Below are 24,086 nucleotides of genomic sequence, written 5' to 3' on the forward strand. Positions count from 1 at the left end.
ACATCGCATGAAGAAGATTAAAGTACTGGTAGTTGATGACTCGGCTTTTATGAGAAAAGTCATAAGCGACATCATCAATAGCCAGAACGATATGCAGGTCGTCGGCGTTGCCCGCAATGGAGAGGAGGCCCTGCAAAAAGCTCAAGAATTGGGCCCCGATGTTGTCACCTTGGATGTCGAGATGCCGGTTATGGATGGTATTACGGCTCTGAAAAAAATCATGGAAACTGACCCGGTACCGGTAGTCATGCTCAGCAGTCTGACCCAAAATGGAGCCGAAATGACCATGAAAGCTTTGCAGTTAGGGGCTGTAGACTTTGTGCCGAAGCCTTCAGGTACTATTTCCCTCGATATCGCCAAAGTAAGCGAAGACATTGTGCGTAAGGTCAGGATAGCGGCTTTGGCCCGGCCTCAGATACGGAGGTTATTTTCGGGGGCGGGCAGTTTGGGTTCGGTCGCAAGACCGGTAAGTCCGGGGATACCTCTTTCCAGGCCTGTTGGCGGTCGTCTTGAAAAACTGGTGTTGATCGGCACATCGACCGGGGGACCAAAAGCTTTGCACGAGGTTATTCCCCGCCTGCCGGGTGATCTTGAAGCAGGGGTATTAATTGTTCAGCACATGCCACCGGGATTCACCGCCTCCTTGGCAGCAAGACTTGACGGGATATCGGGCCTTAGAGTTAAGGAAGCCGAGCATGGAGAAGTCATTGCTCCGGGAACAGCCTACATAGCCCCTGGTGACTATCACCTGCTGGTGATGACTGATAAGGAAACCGGGCCTGGCCGGCTTTTGGTCAATCTTACTTTTGATCCCCCTGTGTCTGGTCATCGCCCTTCGGTTGACGCCATGTTCGAATCGGTGGCCAGGAGTTTCTGGGGACATATTGTGGGAGTAATAATGACCGGCATGGGCCAGGACGGAGCCAAAGGAGTGATACACCTGAAAAAGAGAGGGGCTAAGATTATAGCGGAGGATTCCTCGACCTGTATAGTCTTTGGGATGCCGAAAGCAGCGATAGAGACTGGACAGGTGGACAAGGTGGTTCCTTTGCCCGAGATTGCCCAGGAGATTCAAAGAATGTTATAGGTTCGGAGGTGGTCGTCTTATGAACATGGATATGTCTCAGTACCTGGATCTGTTTCTAGACGAGAGCAGGGAACATGTGGACAACATGAACCAAAAACTACTGGAATTGGAGAAAAAGCCGGACGATTTGAGCGTTCTCAATGAGATTTTTCGGTCGGCTCATACCTTGAAGGGTATGTCTTCTACCATGGGGTTTGACGACATGGCAGACCTCACCCATCACATGGAAAACGTCTTGGACGATTTGAAAGAAGGCGAGCTGTCAGCCGATACTTTTACGGTTGACGTTTTGTTTAGGTGTCTGGACAGGTTGCAGTTGATGCTGGATAACATCCGGGAAGGCGGGTCTGGGGGAATCAACAGTTCTGACCTGGTTGACCTGCTCGACCAGATAAGAAACCGGGAACTGGTAGAGGAAAAAGAGACGGGAGTGCAACACGCTGCAGCCATAGCGGAACCTGTGTCGCCAGAAGCGTTGGAACCAGAGCCATCCGAACCTCCTATAGTGCCGGACATGAACGAGTACGAGTTAGCGGTGATACGCGAGGCGTTTGCCCGACAGCTGAACGTGTTTTATATAAAGGTGTTGGTGGACCCAGACTGCCTAATGAAACAGGTTCGAGCCTTTATGGTTTTCAAAGCCTTGGAGGAGGATGGAGATGTCATCAAATCCGATCCACCGGCCCAGGAACTGGACGAAGGACGGTACGGGGAAGGGTTTGCGGTCATACTGGTATCGAAGGCCGAAGAAGACGATATCCGCTCTCGGTTGGAGCAGATATCGGAGATTCGCGTTGCCGACATACAGAAACTTAACGCTGGTGCATTTTACACTGCACCCCCATCCGTTAAAACGGGTCAGGTGACAACAACGGAATCATCCAAGCAGCCGACCAAAGATTCAGATATAGCTGGGGATTCTGGCCCGACTCAAGAAAGGGTCCAGAAAATCAGGCAAACCGTCCGGGTCGACATCCAGCGATTGGATAACCTGATGAATCTCGTAGGAGAACTGGTTATCAACAAAGGGCGTTTGGAGCAGATCGGTCAATCCCAGAAGATAACCGAACTGAACGAAACCATCGAGCAGATTGATCGCATCACCACTGACCTTCAAAACGAAGTTATGAAAGTCAGGATGGTACCTATCAAACAGGTGTTTAATCGTTTCCCGCGTATGGTCAGAGACCTGGCCCATGAATTGGAGAAGGAGGTCAATTTCATTCTCGAAGGGGAAGAGACTGAGCTGGATAGAACGGTAATCGATGAGATAGGCGATCCCTTAATGCACCTGCTCCGCAATGCAATCGACCATGGTTTGGAAATCCCCGAAGAACGGGTGGCGCTGGGCAAGCCCCGAATCGGCTTGGTAAAGCTTTCAGCCCGGCATGAGGGTAATAATGTTTTCATAGAAGTCATCGATGATGGTAAAGGCATAAGCGTTCAGGATATCAAAAGGAAGGCGTTAGAGAAGGGGATGATTACTCCAAAGGAATCGGAGCAGATGGACGCGGACAGTGCCATTTCGCTCTTATTCAGGCCCGGGTTCAGCACGGCAGAAAACGTGACTGACGTTTCTGGGCGCGGGGTGGGCTTAGACGTGGTAAAGAGCAAGATCGAGTCCTTAAATGGTGATATTAGCGTGGAGTTCCAGCCGGGGAAAGGAACTATCTTCCGTATAAGGCTGCCTCTGACTCTGGCTATTATTCAAGCCTTGTTGGTTGGGGTTGGAGATGAAACCTACGCCATCCCTTTGGGTTCGGTTGACGAGACTACGATGTTGAGCCGTGACGAGATAAAACTGGTCCAGAACCAAGAGGTGGTTTTGCTGCGGGGCAGTGTCTTGCCCTTGGCCCGGCTACATCAGCTGTTACAGGTACCGAAAGAACAGGGAGCTGACGATTCCGTATACGTCGTGGTGGTGAGAAAGGGAGACAAGCGTACGGGGCTGGTCTGCGACAACCTTATTGGGCAGCAAGACATCGTAATTAAGTCGTTAGGTAAGCTTCTCAGTGGTATTGGAGGGCTGGCAGGAGCCACCATCTTGGGAGACGGGCAAGTAGCTCTGATTCTGGACGTCGGTACACTTTTTTAGCAAAGGACGGTGAAGCGGGATGGAATTGTTAGCTGAAAACCAAAACGCTACCAGTACAGAAGAAATTCAGGTTGTGGTCTTCAAATTAGGACAAGAGGAGTACGCGGTCGACATCCTCTCAGTGCAAGAAATAAACAAACTGCTGCGCGTTACTCGGGTTCCGAAGGCCCCGTACTGCATCGAAGGGGTAATTAATTTACGGGGCAACGTGATTCCTCTCATTAATCTTCACAAGCGTTTCGGGCTAGGAAAGTTAGAGAAAACCGAGGAAACCCGGATAATAGTCTTCGAATATCAGGATATACGGGCCGGAATCATTGTCGATGAGGTTACAGAGGTGTCAAGACTTAAGGTTACTGACATCGAACAGGCCTCGCGGGTGTACGGTTCTCTTGATGCCGATTTTATAAGCGGAGTCGGGAAGATGGATGGGAGGCTGATCATCCTTCTGAACCTAGCAAAGCTACTGGAAATCTGAGGTCGATGTCCAAGATCCGGAAAGAAACGTTCCAGGTAATGGGAAGAGGTGATGTGCTTGATCAGTGATTTTAACCAGCTTTCGGGACTACAATTAGACGCGCTGCGAGAAGTAGGGAACATCGGGGCGGGAAACGCTGCCACAGCCTTAGCCCAGATGATAAACAGCAAGATCGAGATGACGGTACCCAGAGTGAACATTTTGCCTCTTGGAGAAGTTCCGGATTTGACAGGGGGAGCCGACCGCTTCGTGGTTGGGGTTTATCTGGGTGTCACCGGATCAGCCAGGGCAAGCATCTTGTTTGTAATGCCAGTAGAAAACGCTTTGCATCTGGTGGACATGTTGATGGGAAGGAATTTGGGTGTCACTCAGACCCTGGATGAGATTGAGGTTTCTGCTCTGCAGGAGGTAGGCAATATAATCGCGTCTACTTATTTGAACGCTCTGGCTATGTTTACAGGACTCACCCTCATACCTTCGGTCCCGGCGTTAGGTATGGACATGGCTGGAGCCATTCTCAATGCGGTATTGGCCCAGTTCGGAGCGATAGGGGACTACGTGCTCATGCTCGAAACGGAGTTTAAAAAAGAGGGGCAAGACGTGGTTGGACACTTTTTTGTTCTACCCGAACCGGGAGCACTGCAAACGATACTTTCGGCACTTGGGGTGAACGGATGATGGCTCAGATTATCCAAGTAGGCATGGCGGATCTCAGAGTGGCAAAAGCTCCGGATAAACTCATGAGCGCCGGTTTGGGTTCGTGCGTTGGGGTGTGTTTGTATGATAAAACGGCAAAACTGGGCGGATTGGCTCACGTTATGTTGCCGGCCAGCCTTCAGGCGAAAAACGTCCAAAACCGGGCCAAGTTTGCCGACACGGCTCTTGATATGCTGGTGGATGAAATGGAGAAAACCGGGGGTAACCGAGCTCGGTTTACAGCTAAAATAGCGGGCGGGGCTCAAATGTTTCGCTTTGCGGGAGACAGTGACATCATGAGGATAGGGGAACGCAACGTTCAAGCCGTAGAGGAAAACCTCAGGAGACATGGCATCAAACTGGTGGCTAAAGACACAGGGGGGAATTTCGGTCGTACTATTGTATTCGATATCGAAACCGGGGATTTGTTGGTGAAGACCATCGGGCACGGGGAGCGGGTTATATAGATGGCCGCGAAAGACCTTCCGGAGTTATGGTCTCGGTACAAAGATGAGGGAGATATTGAAGCCAGAGACGAATTGATTCTTCATTATGCCGGGTTAGTCAAATACATAGCCGCGCGGTTATTTCCGAATTTGTCAAGCCATCAAGTAGAGCTCGACGAACTCATATCGTATGGCATAGAAGGGCTTATCGATGCCGTCCACCGTTTTGATCCCAAACGAAAAGTGAAGTTTGAAACGTATGCTTTGGCCCGGATAAAAGGCGCAATCATCGACGGGTTAAGGGCTATGGACTGGATACCTGTGTCCTTACGGCACAAGGCCAAGGAGTTGGAGAAGGCTTATTGTTTGTTGGAACATCGCTTGGGCCGGGCGGCTACGGATGAGGAGATGGCTTGTGAACTTGGGATGTCTATACCAGAATTTCAGAATTTATTGAAAGAAGTTAATCTGGCGACGATAATATACTTAGAAGATCTTATACCCGGGGATGAAGGGGATAAGAACAAACGTATCGCCGACGTCATTAAAGACGAGCGGGCAGAAGATGGACTGGAACTCATCGAATTCGAAGAATCCAAACGATTGCTGGCTGAAGCCATTGCTTTGTTGCCGGAAAAGGAAAGGACGGTAGTAACCCTGTATTATTATGAGGGACTTACTCTGAAGGAAATCGGTGAGGTGCTGGGGCTGTCTGAGTCCCGGATTTCGCAGCTACATACCAAGGCTATTCTGAGACTGAGAGGGCGGCTGGGAAAGAAAAAAAACGACGTCTTTTAGCGATACCCTCAAAGTAAAAGGGGGGAGACAGTGGCGGAATCAATTGAGGCTAGGAGTTTGTCGGTGAAGGTTCGAGTATCCCCAGATGAAATGACAGCGTATCTGATTGTAGAACCAGGACCGGAGGGAACGGTTGAGGTTGGGTATGAGCAAGTGCTAGAGCTTGTCGCTCAATCCGGGGTGGTACACGGTGTTGACCTTCCTAAGATAAGGGAGGCTTTGAGCCCTGAAAGCTGGGGTCGGCTGGTATTGATAGCTCAGGGGACTCCTCCGGTAAACGGACAAGATGGTAGAGTGGAATACAAGTTTTCGATAGCGGAAAGGACAGGGCCTGCAGAAACGGCTGACGGCAGGGTTGATTACCGTAACCTCAACCTTATCCAAAACGTGCAGAAGGGTCAGCTGTTGGCGGTTAAGCTAGACCCGACTCCAGGAACACCCGGCATGACGGTCACGGGCAAGCCGGTTCCGGCTAAGCCCGGCAAGGCGGCGATTATCCGTCGAGGGAGAAACACGGTGCTCGACGAAACCGGACATAATCTGTATAGCACTATCGACGGTCACGTGCGGGTGGTGGAAGATAAGATCGCGGTGGAGCCGGTTTATGAGGTCGGCGGTGATGTTGATTTCGCTTCGGGTAACATAGATTTTGTCGGGGATGTGGTTATTCGAGGAGCGGTTACCAGCGGTTTTAAGGTGAGAGCGGGGGGGAATGTCGAAATCTACGGCGTTGTCGAAGCGGCTACGGTAGAAGCGGGAGGCAATATCTTGGTCCGACAGGGTATCGCGGGAGCGGACCGTGCTCTGGTCCAAGCGCAAGGCAGCGTAATGGCCCGGTACATTGAGAATGCCCGCGTTATTGCCGGCCAGGACGTTGTGGCGACCGATTCGATTATTCAGGCCCGCGTATCTGCCGGGAGAACAGTAAGGGCCGAGGGTAAGAAAGGGGCGATTGTCGGGGGACACGTTCAGGCCAGAGATGAGATATCGGCCCGGGTGATAGGGTCGTCTTTGGCTACTCAAACCGTTCTCGAGGTCGGCACCGATCCCCTGCTACGCGAAGAGTACCGGGTTTTGGCCAAAGAGTACCGGGAAAAGAAGAAGTCTCTTGAAACCATGGCCCAAAACCTTCAGGTGCTACAAAAAGGCTTATTAGCCGAGAACCTGTCGGATAAACGCCGCCTGGCTCTGCTGAAAATGCTTCAGGATTACAAGGCTTTGGCGGCTGAGGTGAGACAGATGGAGGAGCGTTACAAGGCTTTGGAAGAAGAGTTTAATCGATCACAACACGGCAGGATAAAGGTGTTCGATGTAGTGTATCCTGGCGTGCACGTCTGTATGGGCAAAGCCATGTACACGGTTAACGATCCCATTAAAAACGCTATGTTCGTTTTGGAAAGCGGGGATATTCGCCTGACTTCTGCTGTCTAGAGGCCTGCAAGGGGGGCGGTGATATGACGGTTCGTACGGTTGACCTGCAGGTGCTGATTCCGCGGTCGAGCGAAGTAGCGAGGGTACAGCATAATCAACAACAAGCCAATCAAAACCAGCAACAGGAGCTTACGGCCCAGCTACTTCAACAGACGGTACGGAATGAGAACACCATCAACCCTTCTTTGGAGGGACAGAAAGCCCTGATCCGCGAACGCGAAGAAAAGGGAAGAAAGGACAAAAAACGGCAGGCTGCGGCAGGAAAAACAGAAAATGAAGAGAATAAATTAGAACAAGGGCCATTGTGGGAAAGCCCCGGGCTTGGCGGCAGGATTGACATTAAGGCGTGAGGTGGCGTTTTTGAGTTGGTTGATATTGATGGTGACGGCTGTCGCCTTAATTGTGACTGCGTTATACAGTGTTCTTCAACAGGATAGGTTTGTAAAGGAGTTTACCTCCGAGATGAGAGATGTGTTGGATGAAGCCGTACTGGTTAAGAAAGACCTGGAAGCGGCTATGGAGAACGCTGTACTGTTATCTCGGAATTTGGCACAGTCGCTGGACGAAAGAATAAAACGGGCTGAAATTGTGAATGGTGCCGGGAAAGAACACCACGCAGACAAAGCAAAGGCTGGGAGAACGCCTTTACCATTTAGTATCGAGGACCTCAGGCGGGCTCATCCTTATCTCGTCGTCCCGCGGTTGAAAGAACAAGGGTTGACAGTGCAGGAGATTGCGGAGGTATTAGGCCGAGGGCAAGGCGAGGTTCAGCTTATTCTCGACCTTCATCGCAGAAAAGAAGCTTGCAGCTGATAGGAGTTGCAAGCTTTATCTGTTTTATGGTATACTAACGTTTGGTTATTCGGGGGTTAAATCCCATATCTCTCACGCTTTCTGACTCCGAGGGTGGTGCTCTATGAGTTTCCCCGGGGAATGACGGAGCGGCGGTACAACTTGAGGAAGGAGGTGGGAGCGTGTCGATTGTAACAATGAAACAGTTGTTGGAAGCCGGCGTTCACTTCGGTCATCAGACCCGACGCTGGAACCCCAAAATGGCTCCGTATATTTATATGGAACGCAACGGGATTTACATCATCGATTTGCAGCAAACAGTCAAGAAATTTGAAGAAGCTTTTGATTTCGTTAGAAGCATGGTTTCAGAAGGGAAGACCATACTGTTTGTCGGTACCAAAAAGCAGGCCCAGGAAACCATCAAAGACGAAGCTACCCGTTGCGGGATGTTTTACGTGAACCAGCGATGGCTTGGGGGGATGCTCACCAACTTCAAGACCATCCGCAAACGTGTATATCGCCTTAAGGAACTGGAAAAAATGGAAGAAGAAGGTGCTTTCGAGCTACTTCCGAAGAAGGAAGTTGCTCGTTTGAGGGCGGAGCGGGAAAAGCTGGAGCGTTTCTTGAGAGGCATCAAGGACATGGATGAATTGCCCGGGGCTGTTTATGTAGTTGATCCTCGCAAAGAGAAGATCGCGGTTGCCGAGGCCAGGAAGCTCAAAATACCGGTAATAGGTATTGTTGACACCAACTGTGACCCGGACGAGATCGATTACATTATACCTGGCAACGATGACGCCATTAGAGCGGTGAAGTTAATAACGTCAAAGATCGCCGATGCGGTGCTCGAAGGGAAACAGGGAGAACAGGCGAGTGCTTAACCCGGCTTCGAGATTGAAGAACAGTCGGGTAGGGTAAAATGGGGTTGCGGTTTATGGGGTGGATAAGGTTTATGCCTTGATATCACCCCTTTTTTTGAGATAAAGTTAGCTTGCGGGAAAAGTAAGGAGGTAAAGTAGAGTGATAACAGCAGCTATGGTAAAGGAACTTCGTGAAAGAACCGGGTGTGGCATGATGGACTGTAAAAACGCTTTGGTAGAGGCAGGAGGAGATTTAGAAAAAGCCATAGAGGTGTTGAGAAGTAAAGGTTTGGCTAAAGCGGCTAAGAAAGCAGGACGGGTAGCTAGCGAGGGATTGGTGGAAGCTTACATACACCTCGGCGGGCGCATCGGTGTGCTGGTTGAAGTGAACTGCGAAACCGATTTTGTAGCTAAAACGAATGAATTCAAACAGTTGTGCCGCGACATAGCCATGCAGATTGCCGCTGCTAGGCCAGAATTTGTAACCAGGGATGAGGTAAGCCCAGAAATAATTGAACGGGAAAAGCGGATACTGAGGCAACAGGCCTTGAACGAAGGCAAACCGGAAAAGGTCATCGAAAAGATGGTAGAAGGACGGATGGAAAAGTATTTCAAAGAAAACTGTCTGTTAGAGCAGGTTTTCATTAAAGACCAGGACAAAACTATTCAGGAAGTAGTCAACGAGTATATCGTCAGATTGGGAGAGAACATCACGGTGCGGAGGTTTGCACGTTTTGAGGTCGGAGAAGGCATCGAAAAGAAGTCAGTAGAGTAGTTTGACTGAGGCCACAGGCCGGTTGAGCGACTAGACAGCAGCTCCGGGGAGGTAGTAGGCTTGGAAAGACCCAAATACAAACGGGTGGTGCTCAAACTGAGTGGTGAAGCTCTGGCAGGGGAAGCCGGTTTTGGCATTGAACACAGCATCTTGACTGATATAGCGGCTCAGGTGAAAGAGGTAGTCGATATCGGAGTGCAAGTAACTATCGTGGTCGGTGGTGGCAATATCTGGCGCGGCGTTTCGGGGAGCGCAAAAGGTATGGACCGGGCTACTGCCGACTACATGGGGATGTTGGCCACGGTTATCAACGCTCTCGCGCTTCAAGATGCGCTAGAGGCAGAAGGGCTACAGGTCAGGGTTCAGTCAGCGATCGAGATGAAGGCAGTGGCTGAACCGTACATCAGAAGAAGGGCTATCCGTCATTTGGAAAAAGGAAGGGTAGTGATATTTGCAGCCGGAACCGGTAACCCTTATTTCTCAACGGATACGGCGGCTGCTCTACGAGCAGCTGAGATAGAGGCTGAAGTCATTCTCATGGCCAAAAGAGTGGACGGGGTATATGACTCGGACCCTAAAAGTAATCCAGAGGCTAAAAAGTACCACCATCTGACCTACATAGACATTCTTAACCAGGGGTTAGGGGTGATGGACGCGACCGCAGCTTCTCTGTGCATGGACAACGATATACCTATCATAGTTTTTGACCTCACCAGAAACGGAAACATTTTGAAAGCCATAACTGGTCACGATATCGGAACCTTCATAGGAGGGGAGCAGGTAAATGGCAAAGGAAGTTAAGGAAATAGTCAAGGACGTAGAGTCGAGGATGAAGAAAACAGTCGAGCACCTGGTCAAGGATCTCGCTTCTTTGCGGGCGGGTCGAGCCAACCCGGCAATGCTTGACAAGATAACCGTAGAATATTATGGGCAACCTACACCCATCAACCAACTCGGGAACATCGGGGTTCCTGAGCCCAGGATGTTGGTGATTCAGCCTTGGGACAAGACGGCTATTCCCGAAATAGAGAAGGCCATACTGAAGTCCGACCTGGGAGTAAATCCGACAAACGACGGTAACGTTATCCGGATAGCTATTCCGCCTCTGACGGAGGAAAGGCGAAAAGAGATGGTAAAGATGGTTAGAAAAAGGGCAGAAGAAGCCAAGGTGGCGGTTAGAAATCTTCGCCGGGAGGCGAATGACGAGATCAAGCTAGCCGAAAAAGAGAAGTTAATATCAGAGGATGAAGCTAAAAAGAGGCTTGATGAGATACAGAAATTGACCGATAATACTATAAAGGATATCGACAAGGTCTTACAAACCAAAGAAAAAGACATTATGGAAGTCTGATGTGGCAAGCCCCCTTCTGCGGGGGTTTTGTTAATTATTTTTCCTTAAGAGGAGTACGAGCGTGTTGGATGGCAATTTGTACGAACTCGATTTCACCCGAATTCCCCAACATATCGCCATCATAATGGATGGCAATGGAAGGTGGGCTAGAAAAAGGCTGCGCCCCCGCTCTTTTGGACACCGGGCAGGGATGGAGTCGCTCAAGAGGACAGTGGAGGCCTGCTCTGAGCTAGGTGTTCACATCCTGACAGTTTACGCTTTTTCGACAGAGAATTGGAAAAGGCCAGCCGAAGAGGTTAGTGCATTGATGAATCTTTTGTTGGAGTACTTGAACCGCGAACTCGAAAACCTGCATGAGAAAAACGTGTGTATTACGATTATAGGGATAACTGACCAGCTAGACCCGGCTATTCAGCGCGAGCTTCAGCGAGCAGTGGAGTTGACAGCGGGTAACGACGGGCTCATCCTCAATATAGGTTTAAATTACGGGGCAAGAGCAGAGTTGGTAATGGCGGCGAGGCGTTTGGCAGAGAGGGTTAGGGACGGTGAGATTGATGTGGCTGATATCTCGGAGGAGATGATGTCTTCATATCTATGTACTTCTCACCTGCCGGACCCGGATCTTTTGATACGTACCGGAGGAGAGATGAGGCTCAGCAACTTTTTGTTGTGGCAGGCAGCCTATGCTGAATTGTGGTTCACCGATACCTTGTGGCCAGATTTTACTAAGGATGATCTGGTCAAAGCCATAATAGATTATCAAAGGAGAGACCGCAGGTTTGGAACCATCAAGGAAACGGTCGACGCGTGATTCTAATTTAAAGAAGCGTTTGGCTACAGCGGCTGTTGGAATACCGGCGGTCTTGAGTTTGGCGTATGTAGGCGGAGTGTACTGGACCGCGTTCATCGTCCTGGTAGCGGGAGTCGGCATGCACGAGTTATTGACGATGGCGCGACCAAAAGGGTACAGGCCTAGTCCCGGATTGGCCTATTTGGTTCTTTTGTTTCTGTTAGCCGGGTTTGGGGGTTCAGGGTGGTTCTTGCCCGGTTATTTCGAACCAGGGCTGTTAGGGCTCATCGCTTTAAGCGGGGTGCTCCTGCTTTTGGGTTTTCCCCGGTGTTCACTAGTAGACTTATCCTTGGCTTGGATGGGGGCTTTGTATTTAGGGATATTTTTGAGCTATGGGGTTCTCATTGAACGGGAGCTCAGTCACCCGTTTTTCGCCTTATTAATGGTATTTGGGATTACTTGGGCCAGCGATACCGGGGCTTACTTGGCAGGCAGGCTCTTGGGGAAGCACAAGTTAGCACCGATGATAAGTCCTAATAAGACTTGGGAAGGAGCCTTGGGAGGTTTTTGTTTGTCGATGCTAGTAGCTGCAGGAATAGGATGCTTATCCTTCTCTCCAGGCTTAGGTCTCGTCCTGGGGGCCGCCGGAAGTATTTGTGCCCAGGTCGGTGACCTGGTGCTTTCTGCTATGAAGAGGCATTTTGGCGTCAAGGACTCGGGGCAGATTATACCTGGCCACGGAGGGGTCCTGGATCGTTTTGACAGTTTTATGTGGGTTTTACCGGTCGTTTATTATTTCTTTAAAGGTGGATAGGAGGTCTAGTATTGGATCCCCAGCTTGCAAGAAGTGTCAGGACCTTGGTAAAGACAGCAGTGGTGTTTCTTGCATTACTGTCAGTATACCTTTTGTTTCGTTATGTACTTCCTTTGGTGGGCGCAATCCTCGTTGCCATCCCCGGGTACGTTTTGCCTTTTTTGGTGGCTTTACTTTTGGCGTTACTGATAGAGCCCTTGGCGAGGTTTCTGAACTATCGATTACGCCTTCGCCGGGGTTGGGCGGTTTTCCTTAGTTTACTCTTGGTATGGGGCACAGCCGGGTTCCTGCTGACTTATTTCGTCAGTAGGCTTATCGGTGAACTTATAGGTTTGTACAAGGTGATAACGGAACATTCCGTGAGCATAACCAACACCATTGCCAGGGCCTTGGGACAGGCTGAACTTTTCTATTTGCGCTTAAATTTGCCCGATAATGTGCAGGAGTCTATTCGTAACAGCTTGTTGCAGTACTTGAGCGGTTTGGAGAAGATATTGAGTGGCTCGGTCGATGTGTTGATAGACTTTTTGGTTGGGTTGCCAGGGCTGTTTGTTTTTTTTCTAATCAGCACGGTGGCAACCTTCTTCATCCTAAGAGACTGGAACAAACTTAGATCTGGGTTTTTCGAACTACTTCCAGATTCTTGGAAAATCACTGTTCGCACTGTAATCAAGGACTTATTCAACGCTTTCACCGGTTTTCTTAAGGCGTACAGCCTGCTAGTGACCGTCACCGGAATCGAAACAATAGTCGGGCTAAAGCTGCTGGGAGTAGAGTACGCTTTGACTCTGGGCCTGGTTACGGGTTTACTCGATATTCTTCCAGTTCTAGGGCCAGGTGTTTTGTTTGTTCCTTGGATAATCTTCTCGTATATTACAGGAGCCAGCGGTTTTGCCACGGGGCTGTTAATACTCTACGGGATTCTGGTAGCGGTCAGGCAGGTGTTGGAACCGAAGCTGGTAGGAGACAGCATAGGACTTCACCCTTTAGCTACTTTGGTTTCTCTTTACATTGGTCTGAAATTGTTGGGCCCGGCGGGTTTAGTTCTGGGCCCGGTTATGGTTATCCTTTATCTTGCCTGCCAAAGGGCGGGAGTGTTCCATCAACTGGCGAACTACATCCGGAAAGTGTGAACGGTTTATGAGGCAGAAGGTCGTGATTATAGGTTCGACAGGATCCATAGGGGAACAGGCATTGGAGGTTATCGCTTACCACAGCGACAAGTTCCAGGTTGTGGGGTTAGCAGCGGGCAGTAATTGGCAGAGACTGGCTGAACAAGCCCTGCATTTTGGGGTAAAGAAGGTAGCGATAGGAGACAAAGCTTTATATCCAAACATTAAAACGGCGGTATCTGGGTTGGAGCTATGGGCGGGAGAAGAAGGACTGTGTTATTTGGCCGGGCTTGAGGAAGCCCAGACTGTGATAGTATCAGTAACCGGAGCAGTTGGCATTTTGCCTACCTTGGCGGCCATCAGGGCTGGGAAGAAGGTAGCCCTGGCCAATAAAGAAACGCTGGTGGCTGGAGGGGAAGTTGTGACGAAGTTGGCCCGCCAGTACAACGCCGCCATTATTCCAGTGGACAGCGAGCATTCTGCGATTTTTCAATGTCTCCGAAATGAAGGAAGGTTTTTGCGCAAACTTTGGTTAACCGCATCCGGGGGTCCTTTTCGAGACTTCACGCCAGAAGAGCTGGGAAAGGTTACGCCGGAAATGGCTTTACATCACCCTAATTGGTCAATGGGAAAGAAAATAACGGTTGATTCGGCAACTTTGATGAACAAGGGGTTGGAGGTAATAGAGGCTCATTATCTTTTTTCAGTAGGATATGACGATATCCAGGTCTTGGTCCATCGCCAGAGTATTGTCCACTCAATGGTGGAGTTTATTGATGGTTCTTTTTTGGCTCACTTAGGAGTGCCTGATATGCGGATTCCTATTCAATATGCGTTGAGTTATCCAGACAGGTGGCCTTCACCGGCTTTGTCCTTGGATTGGGCTTCCTGCCAAACTCTACAGTTTGAACCGCCAGACACCAAACGGTTTCCGGCCCTGGAGCTCGCCTATGAAGCCGGGCGGATTGGTGGGACTATGCCCGCGGTGCTCAACGCGGCCAATGAGGAGGCGGTTTATTCGTTTCTGGATGGGCAGATACGATTTGTACAGATAGCGGAGCTGGTAGCTGAGGTCATGGGACGGCATGGGGTGGTTCTAGAACCTGATTTAGAATCTGTCCTCGAGGCAGACGCATGGGCTCGAGAGTGTTTCAGGACGCTGCTCCGAAAATGAGCCACTGATAGACACAGACCCGGCACTCAGCTCAAGTTCTAAATTCTTAGTAAATGCCCTTTTGCATGCGAAACAGCACGGTGCTGCAAACTCAGCTAACTGAGTGCCGGGCAGATGAACGCAGATTTACACTGATTATAAATAAAAAATATTGATTCCACTGTAAAAACCAATTTTTGGTTCGATTATCCGCTATATTTAGTAGTGGTTTTCTGTCTCACCACTATATGTTGACTTCTTCTAGGGACAGACAGGGGTTTTTGCGTGAGAATCAAATATTATAAAAGGTTATGGTCCTTTGGCCCTACGGTATGCCAATTTTCATTCTCTAGTAGTGACACTACTGGGTGTCAGGAGGGTATTTCAGTGGGAAGGAATGTTGCGTAAATATGAGGAGAGTTGGATAGGTTATGACGATTGTAACGGCTTTATTGGTAATCGCGATCATTGTTATGGTGCACGAAATAGGACATTTCGTGGCAGCCAAGTGGCAAGGCGTCGAGGTGCAAGAGTTCAGCATAGGTTTCGGTCCGAGCCTCATCGGCATCAAGAGAGGGGAGACCAGGTACTCTTTGCGCTTACTTCCCTTGGGTGGTTTTGTGCGCATGGCTGGCATGGGAGCACAGGACGAAGACCAAGACAACCCGCAGGGTTTTAACCGGAAAACCCCCTTACAAAAAGTTGAGGTTCTTGCAGCCGGGCCCGGAATGAACTTCTTGCTTGCGGCTTTGATATTTGTCTATACTTTTACTTTTGTCGGAATACCCCATGCGGTGGAGAGCCCAGTTATCGGGGAGGTTATCCAAGGCAAGCCGGCATATGAGGCCGGTTTGAGGGCACAGGACCGGGTAGTGTCAGTAAATGGAGAGAACATATCTACCTGGAACGAGTTTGTGGCCGAGGTGAGGAAGGCGGAGCCCGGGCAGCCTATATCGATGACTGTAGTGAGAAACGGGCAGAAGATTGAATTAACAGTCCGGCCAGAATTTGATCGAGAACAGAAGACCTCTATCATCGGAGTACGGCAAACGATAGAGTTTGAGAGGGTCGGAATCTGGGACGGGCTTAAGCTAGGTTTTTATCAAACGTTTCATATTACGTGGTTGCTTCTTTCCGGGTTAGGCCAACTTTTGACCGGGGCTGCTTCCAGCGCGGATTTAGCCGGCCCAGTAGGCATTACCAGGATGATAGGGGATGCGGCTGAAGGAGGATTGGTGTACCTTGCCAATTTTACTGCCCTTTTGAGCATAAACCTGGGCATTCTGAACCTGTTGCCCATCCCTGCCCTGGATGGGAGCCGGATTGTGTTCGCGGTTATCGAGGGTATAAGGAGGAAACCGGTAGAACCCGAAAGGGAGAACTTTATACATTTTCTCGGCTTCGTGTTTCTCATGGTTTTGATTTTGCTGGTGACCTATAACGATATCGTTAGGCTCGTGAGGGGATGAAATCGGTGAGGCGGAAAAGCCGCGTGGTTAACCTCGGTGGAGTGTTAGTCGGAGGCGATAACCCCATAGTGGTTCAGTCCATGACCAACACCGACACCCGAGATGTAGATGCCACAGTCAACCAGATTAAGACTCTAGAAGCAGCAGGGTGCGAAGTGGTGCGGGTGGCGGTGATGGACGAGGAAGCAGCCCGGGCTATCCGGGCGATACGTCCCCGTATTGCCATCCCTCTGGTCGCGGATATCCATTTTGACTACCGTTTAGCTCTTTTGAGTCTAGATGCGGGTGCAGACGGGTTGAGGTTAAACCCCGGAAATATTGGAAGCAGGCGTAAAGTTGAGGAAGTGGTGCGGGCAGCCAAGGAACGAAACGTTCCCATCCGAATCGGGGTCAATGCCGGATCCTTGGAAAAGAGGCTTCTAGACCAGTACGGCGAACCTTGTGCCGAGGCCATGGTAGAGAGCGCTATGCATCACATAGCTATATTGGAAGACCTGGACTTTAAGAACATCAAGGTATCGTTGAAAGCTTCGTCGCTTAAGCTTACTCTGGAAGCTTACCGCCGGATAGCAGGCATGGTCGATTACCCTCTTCACCTAGGCATAACGGAAGCTGGCACCAAGGATCGAGGTTTGATCAAGTCAGCACTGGGTTTAGGACTGCTGCTTTCTGAGGGTATAGGAGATACGGTGAGGGTATCGTTGACGGCTGATCCGGTCGATGAGGTTTGGGCAGCATATGAAATCTTGAGAGCCTTGGGTTTAAGAAAAGAAGGGGCAGAGCTGGTGTCGTGCCCTACCTGCGGGCGCACCGAGGTAGATATCATCAAGATTGCCGAGGAAGTGGATAGTCGTTTGCGCTCAATAAGGGAGCCCATCAAAGTGGCGGTGATGGGTTGCGTAGTGAACGGGCCAGGAGAAGTCCGAGATGCCGACGTCGGTATTGCCGGGGGACGCGGATTTGGCTTTTTGTTCAAAAAAGGTAAAATAGTAAGGAAAGTCGAAGAGGACAAGTTGGTAAAGGCTTTGATGGATGAGATAGACAATATCCTGCAAGGGGGTTACAGCCAGTGAAGGCCTCAGAGTTGTTTTTCCCGACTTTGAGAGAGGATCCCGCGGAAGCCGAAACCGTAAGTCATCGCTTGCTTTTTCGGGCGGGCATGGTTAGAAAGACGGCGGCGGGGATCTATACATACTTGCCTCTCGGGTTTAGGGTCATAAAGAAGATTATGAATATTGTCCGGGAAGAAATGGACCGGGCAGGAGGGCAAGAAGTAGGCCTACCCATTATCCAACCCAGGGAATTGTGGGCGCAATCCGGGCGTTGGGAAGTGTATGGAGACGAGATGTTTCGCCTTAAAGACCGTCACCAGAGAGACTTCTGCCTTGGGCCTACTCACGAAGAAGTTATCACGGATGTGGTCAACCATGAAGTGCATTCTTACCGGGACCTGCCTCTGTTGTTGTACCAGATTCAAAACAAATACCGGGACGAGATCCGACCGCGGTTTGGACTGTTGCGGGGCCGGGAGTTTATTATGAAGGATCTGTATTCTTTTGATGTGGACGAAGCGGGATTGGAGGTATCGTACCAAAAGATGTATGATGCCTACTGCCGGGTGTTTGAACGGCTGGGACTTCAGTACCGGGTAGTCGAAGCGGATAGCGGAGCCATCGGCGGCAACGTGAGCCATGAGTTCATTGTTTTAGCTCCGACCGGGGAATCGGTTATTGTGTTCTGCGATGCTTGCGAATATGCTGCCAATATCGAAAAGGCCGAATGTATACCACACATGTCGGCCGCAGAAAATGAGTTGCCTCTTACCAAGGTCAGTACGCCTGGACAGAAAACGATTCAGGACATCAGCGTGTTTTTGAATATACCAGACACGAGACAGGTTAAGACCATGGTCTATGTGGCCGATGGAGTTCCGGTAGCGGTTTTGGTGCGTGGAGACCGGGAGGTCAACGAGATCAAGGTTAAGAATTACTTAAACGCGAACTTCATCGAGCTGGCTCCGGAGGAGTTGGTGCGGGAGGTTATGGGGGCCGGCTTTGGGTCGTTGGGGCCAGTGGGAATGAACATGAAGGTTTATGCCGACCTCGAAGTTCAAAGTATGAACAACTTTGTATGCGGGGCTAATGAGGACGATTATCATTACATTAACGTCAATCCCGGGCGGGACTTCCAACCGGAAGCGTTTTGCGACTTGCGTAACGCCGAAGAGGGGGATATTTGCCCGGTCTGCCGAGAGGGGAAACTGAAGGCCACTCGCGGTATCGAAACCGGCCATATTTTCAAGCTAGGCACCAAGTATTCGGGGAAGATGGGGGCAACATTTTTAGACGAGAACGGCAAGGAAAGGCTTATGGTCATGGGGTGTTACGGTATTGGCATTTCCCGAACCATGGCTGCAGCCGTGGAGCAGAATCATGATGAAAACGGTATAATCTGGCCTCTCGCTATCGCTCCTTACCAAATTATCATTGTCCCGGTAAACTCCAAGGACGGGCAGCAGATGGAAATAGGAATGAAACTGTACCATGAACTGGTTAAACAGGGGTATGAAGTCATTATCGATGACCGAGACCAACGGGCGGGGGTAAAGTTTAAGGATGCCGACCTCATCGGTGTTCCTGTCAGGATAACTATAGGTCCAAAGTTATTAAAAGCTGGGCAGGTAGAAATCAAGAAACGTTGGGAAAACGAGGTTAAGGGCGTACCCATTGAGCACGTTTCAACTGAGGTCAGGTCGATACTGCGCGAAGACTAGACGACCTTCATTTTGAGAAAAAGGCGGGTGCGTTGATGTCTGACTACGAAATTATCTTAAAACTGGCCTTGGCTTGTTTTCTGGGAGGCGTTATAGGGCTGGAAAGAGAGAGTCTTAACCGCCCTGCCGGCTTGCGCACCTATACCCTGGTTTGTATGGGTTCGGCCTTGGCCATGATTGTGTCTTTAGACATGTATTATCAATACGCGCACACGGTAAATGCGGACCCGGGAAGAATTGCGGCCCAAGTCGTGAGCGGAATCGGTTTTCTGGGAGCAGGTACCATCATGCGCGAGGGCGCAAACATAAGAGGGTTGACTACAGCCGCGGGTTTATGGGTGGTTGCTTGTATTGGCTTGGCGGTAGGAGCAGGTATGTATCTGCCGGCGGTTATAACCACTGGTCTCATACTTTTTGTGCTTGTTTACTTTGTGAAATTTGAAGAGAAGTACACCGGCATGCGGGAATATAAAGGGTTTCTGGTCGTTGTCGATGACAAGCCAGGACAGGTGGGGCGGATTGGTTCAGTTTTAGGGGATATGAACGTCCTTATCAAGAATATTCAACTGGAAAGGGTGGAAGAGGAAGGGCTGGAAGTGGAACTCCTCCTGCAGCTGCCCCCGAATGTGACCCCGGACCAGGTCGCCGATGCCCTGCAGAACGCGCCCGGATGCCGGGAGGTAGAGAGGCTCAACTAGCAGTTCAACCCCTGGACTCATCTTTTGGAGGGTAACACCGGTACAAGGCACGGAATGGAGGGCCGGATCCCTTGGCAAACGCCCTTTAACGAGATGCTCTATGTGATTTAGGTTTTGCAGCAATATGGGACCGTGTACTTATCGGCACCGTTGGGAGGAATATTCTTGGACTGGGAGCGTTTCTTGCGAGAAAAGCTGAGACTGAAGCCTAACGTAAATTGGGAAAGAGCTCAGTTGACCAAGGTTCAAGTTAGCTTGGGAGAAAGGCGCTGGGACATACATGTTAGGACAGAACGCCTTGTGCCTACGGCGGACCTGGAGCTGGTGGAAAGGCTATTGAAAGAAGAGATTGGGCTGGACGCCGAGGTCAGGCTCAACATCGCTCTGGTTGACGTCGAAGCATGTTTAACCCAAGTATTGGAAGCTAGAAAAAATGAGCTGCTCTCTTTCCTGGTGTCGGAAGGAATAGAAAAACCAAGTTTAGGTGATATTCACTGGAGGGTTAACGGTAGGTCGATTATTTTCGAGGTTGATGATAGTGAGAAATGGGAGGGGCTGCTGGCAAGGGACCTCGGGTCACTGGTATCTGAGTGGTTTAGACGTGAATACCGTTGGCAGGTAGTGGCCAAGTGTGTTTGCTCTGCCAGGCCATGGTCAGAGCAGGAATACCAGGAGGCTTCGGCCGAAGCTGCTGTTTCCGTGGCGAGTTTGTTGGCGGTGCAACCTCATTTGAACGGGCCGCGCAGAACAGTCCGGGGCTCATCCCGGCGGAAAACCGGTTCCGATGAAAAGCCTGTTCAAGGCACTCGGGCTACCATTGCAGAATTGACCGAGGGATTGCGCCAGGTAGTAGTTGAAGGAGAAGTGTTCGAAGTACAGCGGCGCCTGCTTAAGGATCAACGGCAACTGTTGACCTGCTACTTGACTGATTTTACAGACTCTATCATGTTAAAGTATTTTTTGGAGCCGGACGAGGATCTGCCTTTTAAGGAAGGCGATTGGATAAAGGTTCAAGGAGCTACTAGATACGACGAGTTTGAAAAAGAGTTGGTTTTGTCAGTCCAGGCCTGGGAAACGGCTCCCGTACCCAAGAGGGTTGACGATGCCTCGGAGAAACGGGTTGAACTTCATCTTCACACGGTTATGAGCACCCTTGACGGGGTAGTCAAGATAAAGGACCTGTTAGAAAGGGTAGCAGAATGGGGACATAAGGCGGTAGCGATAACTGACCACGGTGCGGTTCAAGCCTTCCCCGAGGCCTACGATTATGCTAAGCTCAAGGGTATCAAACTGGTTTATGGAATGGAAGGGTATCTGGTCGATGATCTGAGACAGAAACAGGCCTATCACATTATAATCCTGGTGAGAAACCGAGAAGGGTTGAAAAACCTTTATCGATTGGTCAGCAAATCTCACCTGGAGGGTTTTTACCGTAACCCGCGCATTTTGCGAAAACAATTGGTCGAGCTGCGAGAAGGCTTGATACTCGGAACGGCGTGTGAAGCGGGGGAACTCATTACCGGTTACCTTCAAAACAAGAGCGATGATGAGCTCGAAAGGATAGCTTCTTTTTATGATTTCCTGGAGATTCAACCGTTAATGAACAACGAATTCTTGGTTAGGGAAGGACGGGTATCCTCGTTCGAGGATCTCATCCAAATGAATCGCTACATAGTAGAATTAGGAGAAAGATTAAACCTGCCGGTCATAGCCACCGGAGATGTTCACTTCTTGGATCCCCACCACGAAGTTTTCAGGAGGATTCTGCAGGCCAACAAAGGGTATGAAGATGCCGAAGCCCAGGCCCCGCTGTATTTGCGCACCACAGGAGAAATGTTGGCGGAGTTTGCGTATCTAGGAAAGGAGAAGGCTTATCAGGTTGTTGTCATCAATCCTAATCGGCTAGTAGAAGGCGTAGAAGACCTGCAACCCGTGCCAGACGGCAACTTCTTTCCATCTATTCCGGGAGCTGAAGAAGAGATTAAAACTTTGGCTTGGGAAAAGGCTTACCAGATGTATAGCCGTCCACTGCCGGAGCTGGTCAGAGAGCGTCTTGAGCGGGAGCTCGCGGCCATCATAGATAACAAGTTTAGCGTGCTGTACCTGATTGCTCACAAGCTGGTGAAGAGGTCGAATGAAGACGGTTATCTGGTGGGATCACGTGGGTCTGTCGGGTCGTCTTTGGTTGCTTTTCTTATTGGAATAACCGAGGTTAACCCTCTCGTTCCTCATTATCGATGCCCGAACTGTTTTTATACCGAATTCGTAAATGATGGATCGGTTGAGTGTGGTGTCGACCTGCCAGATCTAACCTGCCCGAGGTGCGGGCAACGACTCGTTCGCGATGGACACGACATTCCTTTCGAGACTTTTCTCGGCTTTGAGGGAGACAAGATACCGGATATAGATCTTAACTTTTCTGGGGACTACCAGCCACGAGCTCACCAGTACGTGGAAGAGATATTCGGGAGTGAACACGTTTTCAGGGCGGGTACGATAAATACCCTGGCCGAAGCTTCGGCTATTGGAATGGTAAAAAATTATGCGGAAAAGAACGGGCTTCACCTACGCAAAGGCGAGGTGCTGCGACTAGCTAGGGGCTTGGCCGGGGTGAAGAGGACGACTGGCCAGCATCCCGGGGGGCTTATGGTGGTCCCGCGCGAGCGGGATGTACACGAATTTACGCCTCTGAACTACCCTGCCAATAAAGCGGAGAGCGGGATCATAACTACTCATTTCGATTATCACTCCATAAGCGAACGCCTAGTCAAGCTGGACATCCTTGGCCATGATGATCCGACCATGATCAAAGTGTTGGAAGACATGACCGGTTACCGGGCCTTGGATATTTCTTTGGATGACAGGGAGACTATGAGGCTTTTTTCAGGGGTTGAACCCCTGGGGGTTACCCCCGAAGCTATTAGATCCGCGGTAGGAACCTACGGCGTGCCGGAATTCGGCACGCGCTTCGTGAGACAGATGTTGGAGGTGACGCGTCCGCAAACCTTTGGGGAGTTGGTCAGAATCAGTGGTCTGTCCCACGGCACCGACGTCTGGCTCAATAACGCACAGGAATTGATTGAGAATGGGACCGCGCCTTTAAAAGAAGTCATAGCGACTCGCGATGACATAATGACTTTTCTAATTCATAAGGGGATGGACAAAAAGCAGGCTTTTCGGATTATGGAGAACGTAAGAAAAGGAAAGGGCTTGGTACGGGAAGAGGTCCAAGCCATGCAGGAATACCGAATTCCTGCATGGTACATAGACTCCTGCCAGAAGATAAAGTACATGTTCCCCAGGGCCCATGCCGTAGCTTACGTTATGATGGCCTTTCGCATAGCCTATTACAAAGTCTATTACCCCCGGGAATTCTACGCGGCGTTCTTCAGCGTAAGGGCTGAGGATTTTGACGCCGAAGTGATCTTAGGGGGCTACGACAAGGTCAGACAACGGGTAGTCGAGATCGAAAAAATGAACAGCAACGCTGCGCCTAAAGACCGGAAACTCTTGCCTGTCCTAGAGGTGGCGTTGGAGATGTACGCGAGGGGATTCCGGTTTTTGCCCGTGGATTTGTTGCTTTCCGATGCTACTCGATTCTTGGTTACAAAGAAAGGCCTGCTGTTGCCGTTTTCGGCGTTGCCGGGGCTAGGGGAAAAGGCGGCCCTGAGCATTATAGAAGCTCGCAAGCTAGGGACGTTCGCGTCGATTGAAGACTTGCAGTTTCGGGCCGGTGTTTCCCGAGCTGTGGTCGACACCCTCAAGCGAAACGGGTGTCTGCACGACCTCCCGGAGACCAGCCAGTTGAGCCTGTTTGCTTAGACGGGTGTTTGTGCGGGCTTACGAACAAAACCCAGTTTTCGCTTGTGTGGAGAAGGGCATGTGTGGTATTATTATAACCAGTAACGGGCGAGACAACATCGTTGAGAAGCAAAGAGTGGGTGACCCCACTCTTTCGTTTATTATGTGTGACATCAGAGGTGGTTTTCGATGAAATCGAAGGGCGTGGTCGAGAGGGTAGAGCCGATTATAGAGAGGGAACTCGAGCCCGTCGGGATTGATGTAGTCGATGTTCAGTACAAGAATCAAGCGGGACGCTGGGTTCTGCAGGTTTTTATAGATAAGCCGGGAGGAGTAGATCTGGATACATGTCAGCAGGCAAGTGAGATCATTGGGCGAGCACTGGATTGGGAAGACCCCATTCCCCACAGCTATGTCCTGGAGGTATCATCTCCCGGTTTGGACCGGGTTTTGAAGAAAGACAAGGATTTTGAAAGGTTTACTGGGAAAAAGGTTACTGTGAAAGTCCGGGAACCTATAAATAATCAGAAGAACTTTAAAGGACTACTTTTGGGGCTGAGAGATGGCAAAATCATGGTAGATTTAGGGGATCGGATTCTAGAGGTTCCCAGAACGGAAGCTCTTCAAGTAAGGTTAGTAGCTGAAATCTAAAGAATGAGGCTGTTAG

At 50.2% G+C, this 24,086-nt stretch carries 23 protein-coding genes; all 23 read left to right on the top strand.

Going from position 1 to position 24,086, the window contains the following annotated elements; all coding sequences use genetic code 11:
* The first annotated feature begins 7 nt into the window (after positions 1-7).
* The 23 genes from SLIP_RS04820 to SLIP_RS04930 all read left to right on the top strand — a co-directional run bounded on the left by SLIP_RS04820 (position 8) and on the right by SLIP_RS04930 (position 24,070).
* The gene (locus SLIP_RS04820; protein ID WP_013175158.1) at positions 8-1,087 is read left to right on the top strand and encodes a protein-glutamate methylesterase/protein-glutamine glutaminase; all 1,080 of its coding nucleotides are present in this window, start codon (positions 8-10) and stop codon (positions 1,085-1,087) included.
* A 19-nt stretch (positions 1,088-1,106) separates the two neighbouring features.
* Positions 1,107-3,182 carry a chemotaxis protein CheA gene (locus tag SLIP_RS04825; RefSeq protein WP_013175159.1) on the top strand — a complete coding sequence of 692 codons (2,076 nt, stop codon included), beginning with the start codon at positions 1,107-1,109 and terminating at the stop codon, positions 3,180-3,182.
* 19 nt (positions 3,183-3,201) lie between these two features.
* Positions 3,202-3,660 carry a chemotaxis protein CheW gene (locus SLIP_RS04830; protein WP_013175160.1) on the top strand — a complete coding sequence of 153 codons (459 nt, stop codon included), beginning with the start codon at positions 3,202-3,204 and terminating at the stop codon, positions 3,658-3,660.
* 51 nt (positions 3,661-3,711) lie between these two features.
* Entirely contained in the window at positions 3,712-4,338 is a 627-nt protein-coding gene (locus SLIP_RS04835) for a chemotaxis protein CheC (protein WP_041432738.1), read from the top strand.
* The gene (locus tag SLIP_RS04840; RefSeq protein WP_041432739.1) at positions 4,338-4,823 is read left to right on the top strand and encodes a chemotaxis protein CheD; all 486 of its coding nucleotides are present in this window, start codon (positions 4,338-4,340) and stop codon (positions 4,821-4,823) included. Before SLIP_RS04835 ends, SLIP_RS04840 begins: the two co-directional genes overlap by 1 nt.
* Positions 4,824-5,600: a FliA/WhiG family RNA polymerase sigma factor gene (locus SLIP_RS04845; RefSeq protein WP_013175163.1), complete on the top strand. Its 777-nt coding sequence runs from the start codon at positions 4,824-4,826 to the stop codon at positions 5,598-5,600.
* A gap of 30 nt (positions 5,601-5,630) precedes the next feature.
* Positions 5,631-7,031, top strand: a complete 1,401-nt coding sequence (locus SLIP_RS04850; protein ID WP_013175164.1) for a FapA family protein — start codon at positions 5,631-5,633, stop codon at positions 7,029-7,031.
* Between the two features lie 23 nt (positions 7,032-7,054).
* Positions 7,055-7,381 (top strand): hypothetical protein, encoded by a 327-nt coding sequence (locus SLIP_RS04855; protein WP_013175165.1) that lies wholly within the window; start codon positions 7,055-7,057, stop codon positions 7,379-7,381.
* Positions 7,382-7,391: 10 nt separating this feature from the next.
* Positions 7,392-7,844: a DUF6115 domain-containing protein gene (locus SLIP_RS04860; RefSeq protein ID WP_013175166.1), complete on the top strand. Its 453-nt coding sequence runs from the start codon at positions 7,392-7,394 to the stop codon at positions 7,842-7,844.
* Between the two features lie 176 nt (positions 7,845-8,020).
* The gene (gene rpsB / locus SLIP_RS04865) at positions 8,021-8,704 is read left to right on the top strand and encodes a 30S ribosomal protein S2 (protein WP_423218581.1); all 684 of its coding nucleotides are present in this window, start codon (positions 8,021-8,023) and stop codon (positions 8,702-8,704) included.
* A 139-nt stretch (positions 8,705-8,843) separates the two neighbouring features.
* The gene (gene tsf / locus SLIP_RS04870) at positions 8,844-9,458 is read left to right on the top strand and encodes a translation elongation factor Ts (RefSeq protein WP_013175168.1); all 615 of its coding nucleotides are present in this window, start codon (positions 8,844-8,846) and stop codon (positions 9,456-9,458) included.
* A gap of 60 nt (positions 9,459-9,518) precedes the next feature.
* Positions 9,519-10,259: a UMP kinase gene (gene pyrH, locus SLIP_RS04875; RefSeq protein WP_013175169.1), complete on the top strand. Its 741-nt coding sequence runs from the start codon at positions 9,519-9,521 to the stop codon at positions 10,257-10,259.
* Positions 10,243-10,809, top strand: a complete 567-nt coding sequence (frr, locus tag SLIP_RS04880) for a ribosome recycling factor (RefSeq protein ID WP_013175170.1) — start codon at positions 10,243-10,245, stop codon at positions 10,807-10,809. Before pyrH ends, frr begins: the two co-directional genes overlap by 17 nt.
* A gap of 61 nt (positions 10,810-10,870) precedes the next feature.
* On the top strand, positions 10,871-11,620 hold the full coding sequence (locus tag SLIP_RS04885; RefSeq protein ID WP_013175171.1) for an isoprenyl transferase: 750 nt from the start codon (positions 10,871-10,873) through the stop codon (positions 11,618-11,620).
* Entirely contained in the window at positions 11,589-12,413 is an 825-nt protein-coding gene (locus SLIP_RS04890) for a phosphatidate cytidylyltransferase (RefSeq protein WP_013175172.1), read from the top strand. The genes SLIP_RS04885 and SLIP_RS04890 overlap by 32 nt, the downstream gene beginning before the upstream one ends.
* Positions 12,414-12,424: 11 nt before the next feature.
* Positions 12,425-13,546: a sporulation integral membrane protein YtvI gene (ytvI, locus tag SLIP_RS04895; protein ID WP_013175173.1), complete on the top strand. Its 1,122-nt coding sequence runs from the start codon at positions 12,425-12,427 to the stop codon at positions 13,544-13,546.
* Positions 13,547-13,553: 7 nt separating this feature from the next.
* Positions 13,554-14,699 carry a 1-deoxy-D-xylulose-5-phosphate reductoisomerase gene (locus SLIP_RS04900; RefSeq protein ID WP_041432742.1) on the top strand — a complete coding sequence of 382 codons (1,146 nt, stop codon included), beginning with the start codon at positions 13,554-13,556 and terminating at the stop codon, positions 14,697-14,699.
* Between the two features lie 410 nt (positions 14,700-15,109).
* Entirely contained in the window at positions 15,110-16,147 is a 1,038-nt protein-coding gene (gene rseP, locus SLIP_RS04905) for an RIP metalloprotease RseP (protein ID WP_013175175.1), read from the top strand.
* Positions 16,144-17,220, top strand: coding sequence for a flavodoxin-dependent (E)-4-hydroxy-3-methylbut-2-enyl-diphosphate synthase (gene ispG, locus SLIP_RS04910; protein WP_041432745.1), 1,077 nt, complete (start codon positions 16,144-16,146; stop codon positions 17,218-17,220). Before rseP ends, ispG begins: the two co-directional genes overlap by 4 nt.
* Positions 17,217-18,920, top strand: a complete 1,704-nt coding sequence (locus tag SLIP_RS04915; RefSeq protein WP_013175177.1) for a proline--tRNA ligase — start codon at positions 17,217-17,219, stop codon at positions 18,918-18,920. Before ispG ends, SLIP_RS04915 begins: the two co-directional genes overlap by 4 nt.
* 35 nt (positions 18,921-18,955) lie before the next feature.
* Positions 18,956-19,618 carry an MgtC/SapB family protein gene (locus SLIP_RS04920; protein WP_013175178.1) on the top strand — a complete coding sequence of 221 codons (663 nt, stop codon included), beginning with the start codon at positions 18,956-18,958 and terminating at the stop codon, positions 19,616-19,618.
* Positions 19,619-19,783: 165 nt separating this feature from the next.
* Positions 19,784-23,440 (top strand): PolC-type DNA polymerase III, encoded by a 3,657-nt coding sequence (locus tag SLIP_RS04925; protein ID WP_013175179.1) that lies wholly within the window; start codon positions 19,784-19,786, stop codon positions 23,438-23,440.
* A 168-nt stretch (positions 23,441-23,608) separates the two neighbouring features.
* On the top strand, positions 23,609-24,070 hold the full coding sequence (locus SLIP_RS04930) for a ribosome maturation factor RimP (RefSeq protein ID WP_013175180.1): 462 nt from the start codon (positions 23,609-23,611) through the stop codon (positions 24,068-24,070).
* The last annotated feature ends 16 nt before the right edge of the window (positions 24,071-24,086 follow it).

Origin of the sequence: Syntrophothermus lipocalidus DSM 12680 (assembly GCF_000092405.1) — a bacterium.
In the GTDB taxonomy this organism is placed as follows: Bacteria; Bacillota; Syntrophomonadia; order Syntrophomonadales; family Syntrophothermaceae; genus Syntrophothermus; species Syntrophothermus lipocalidus.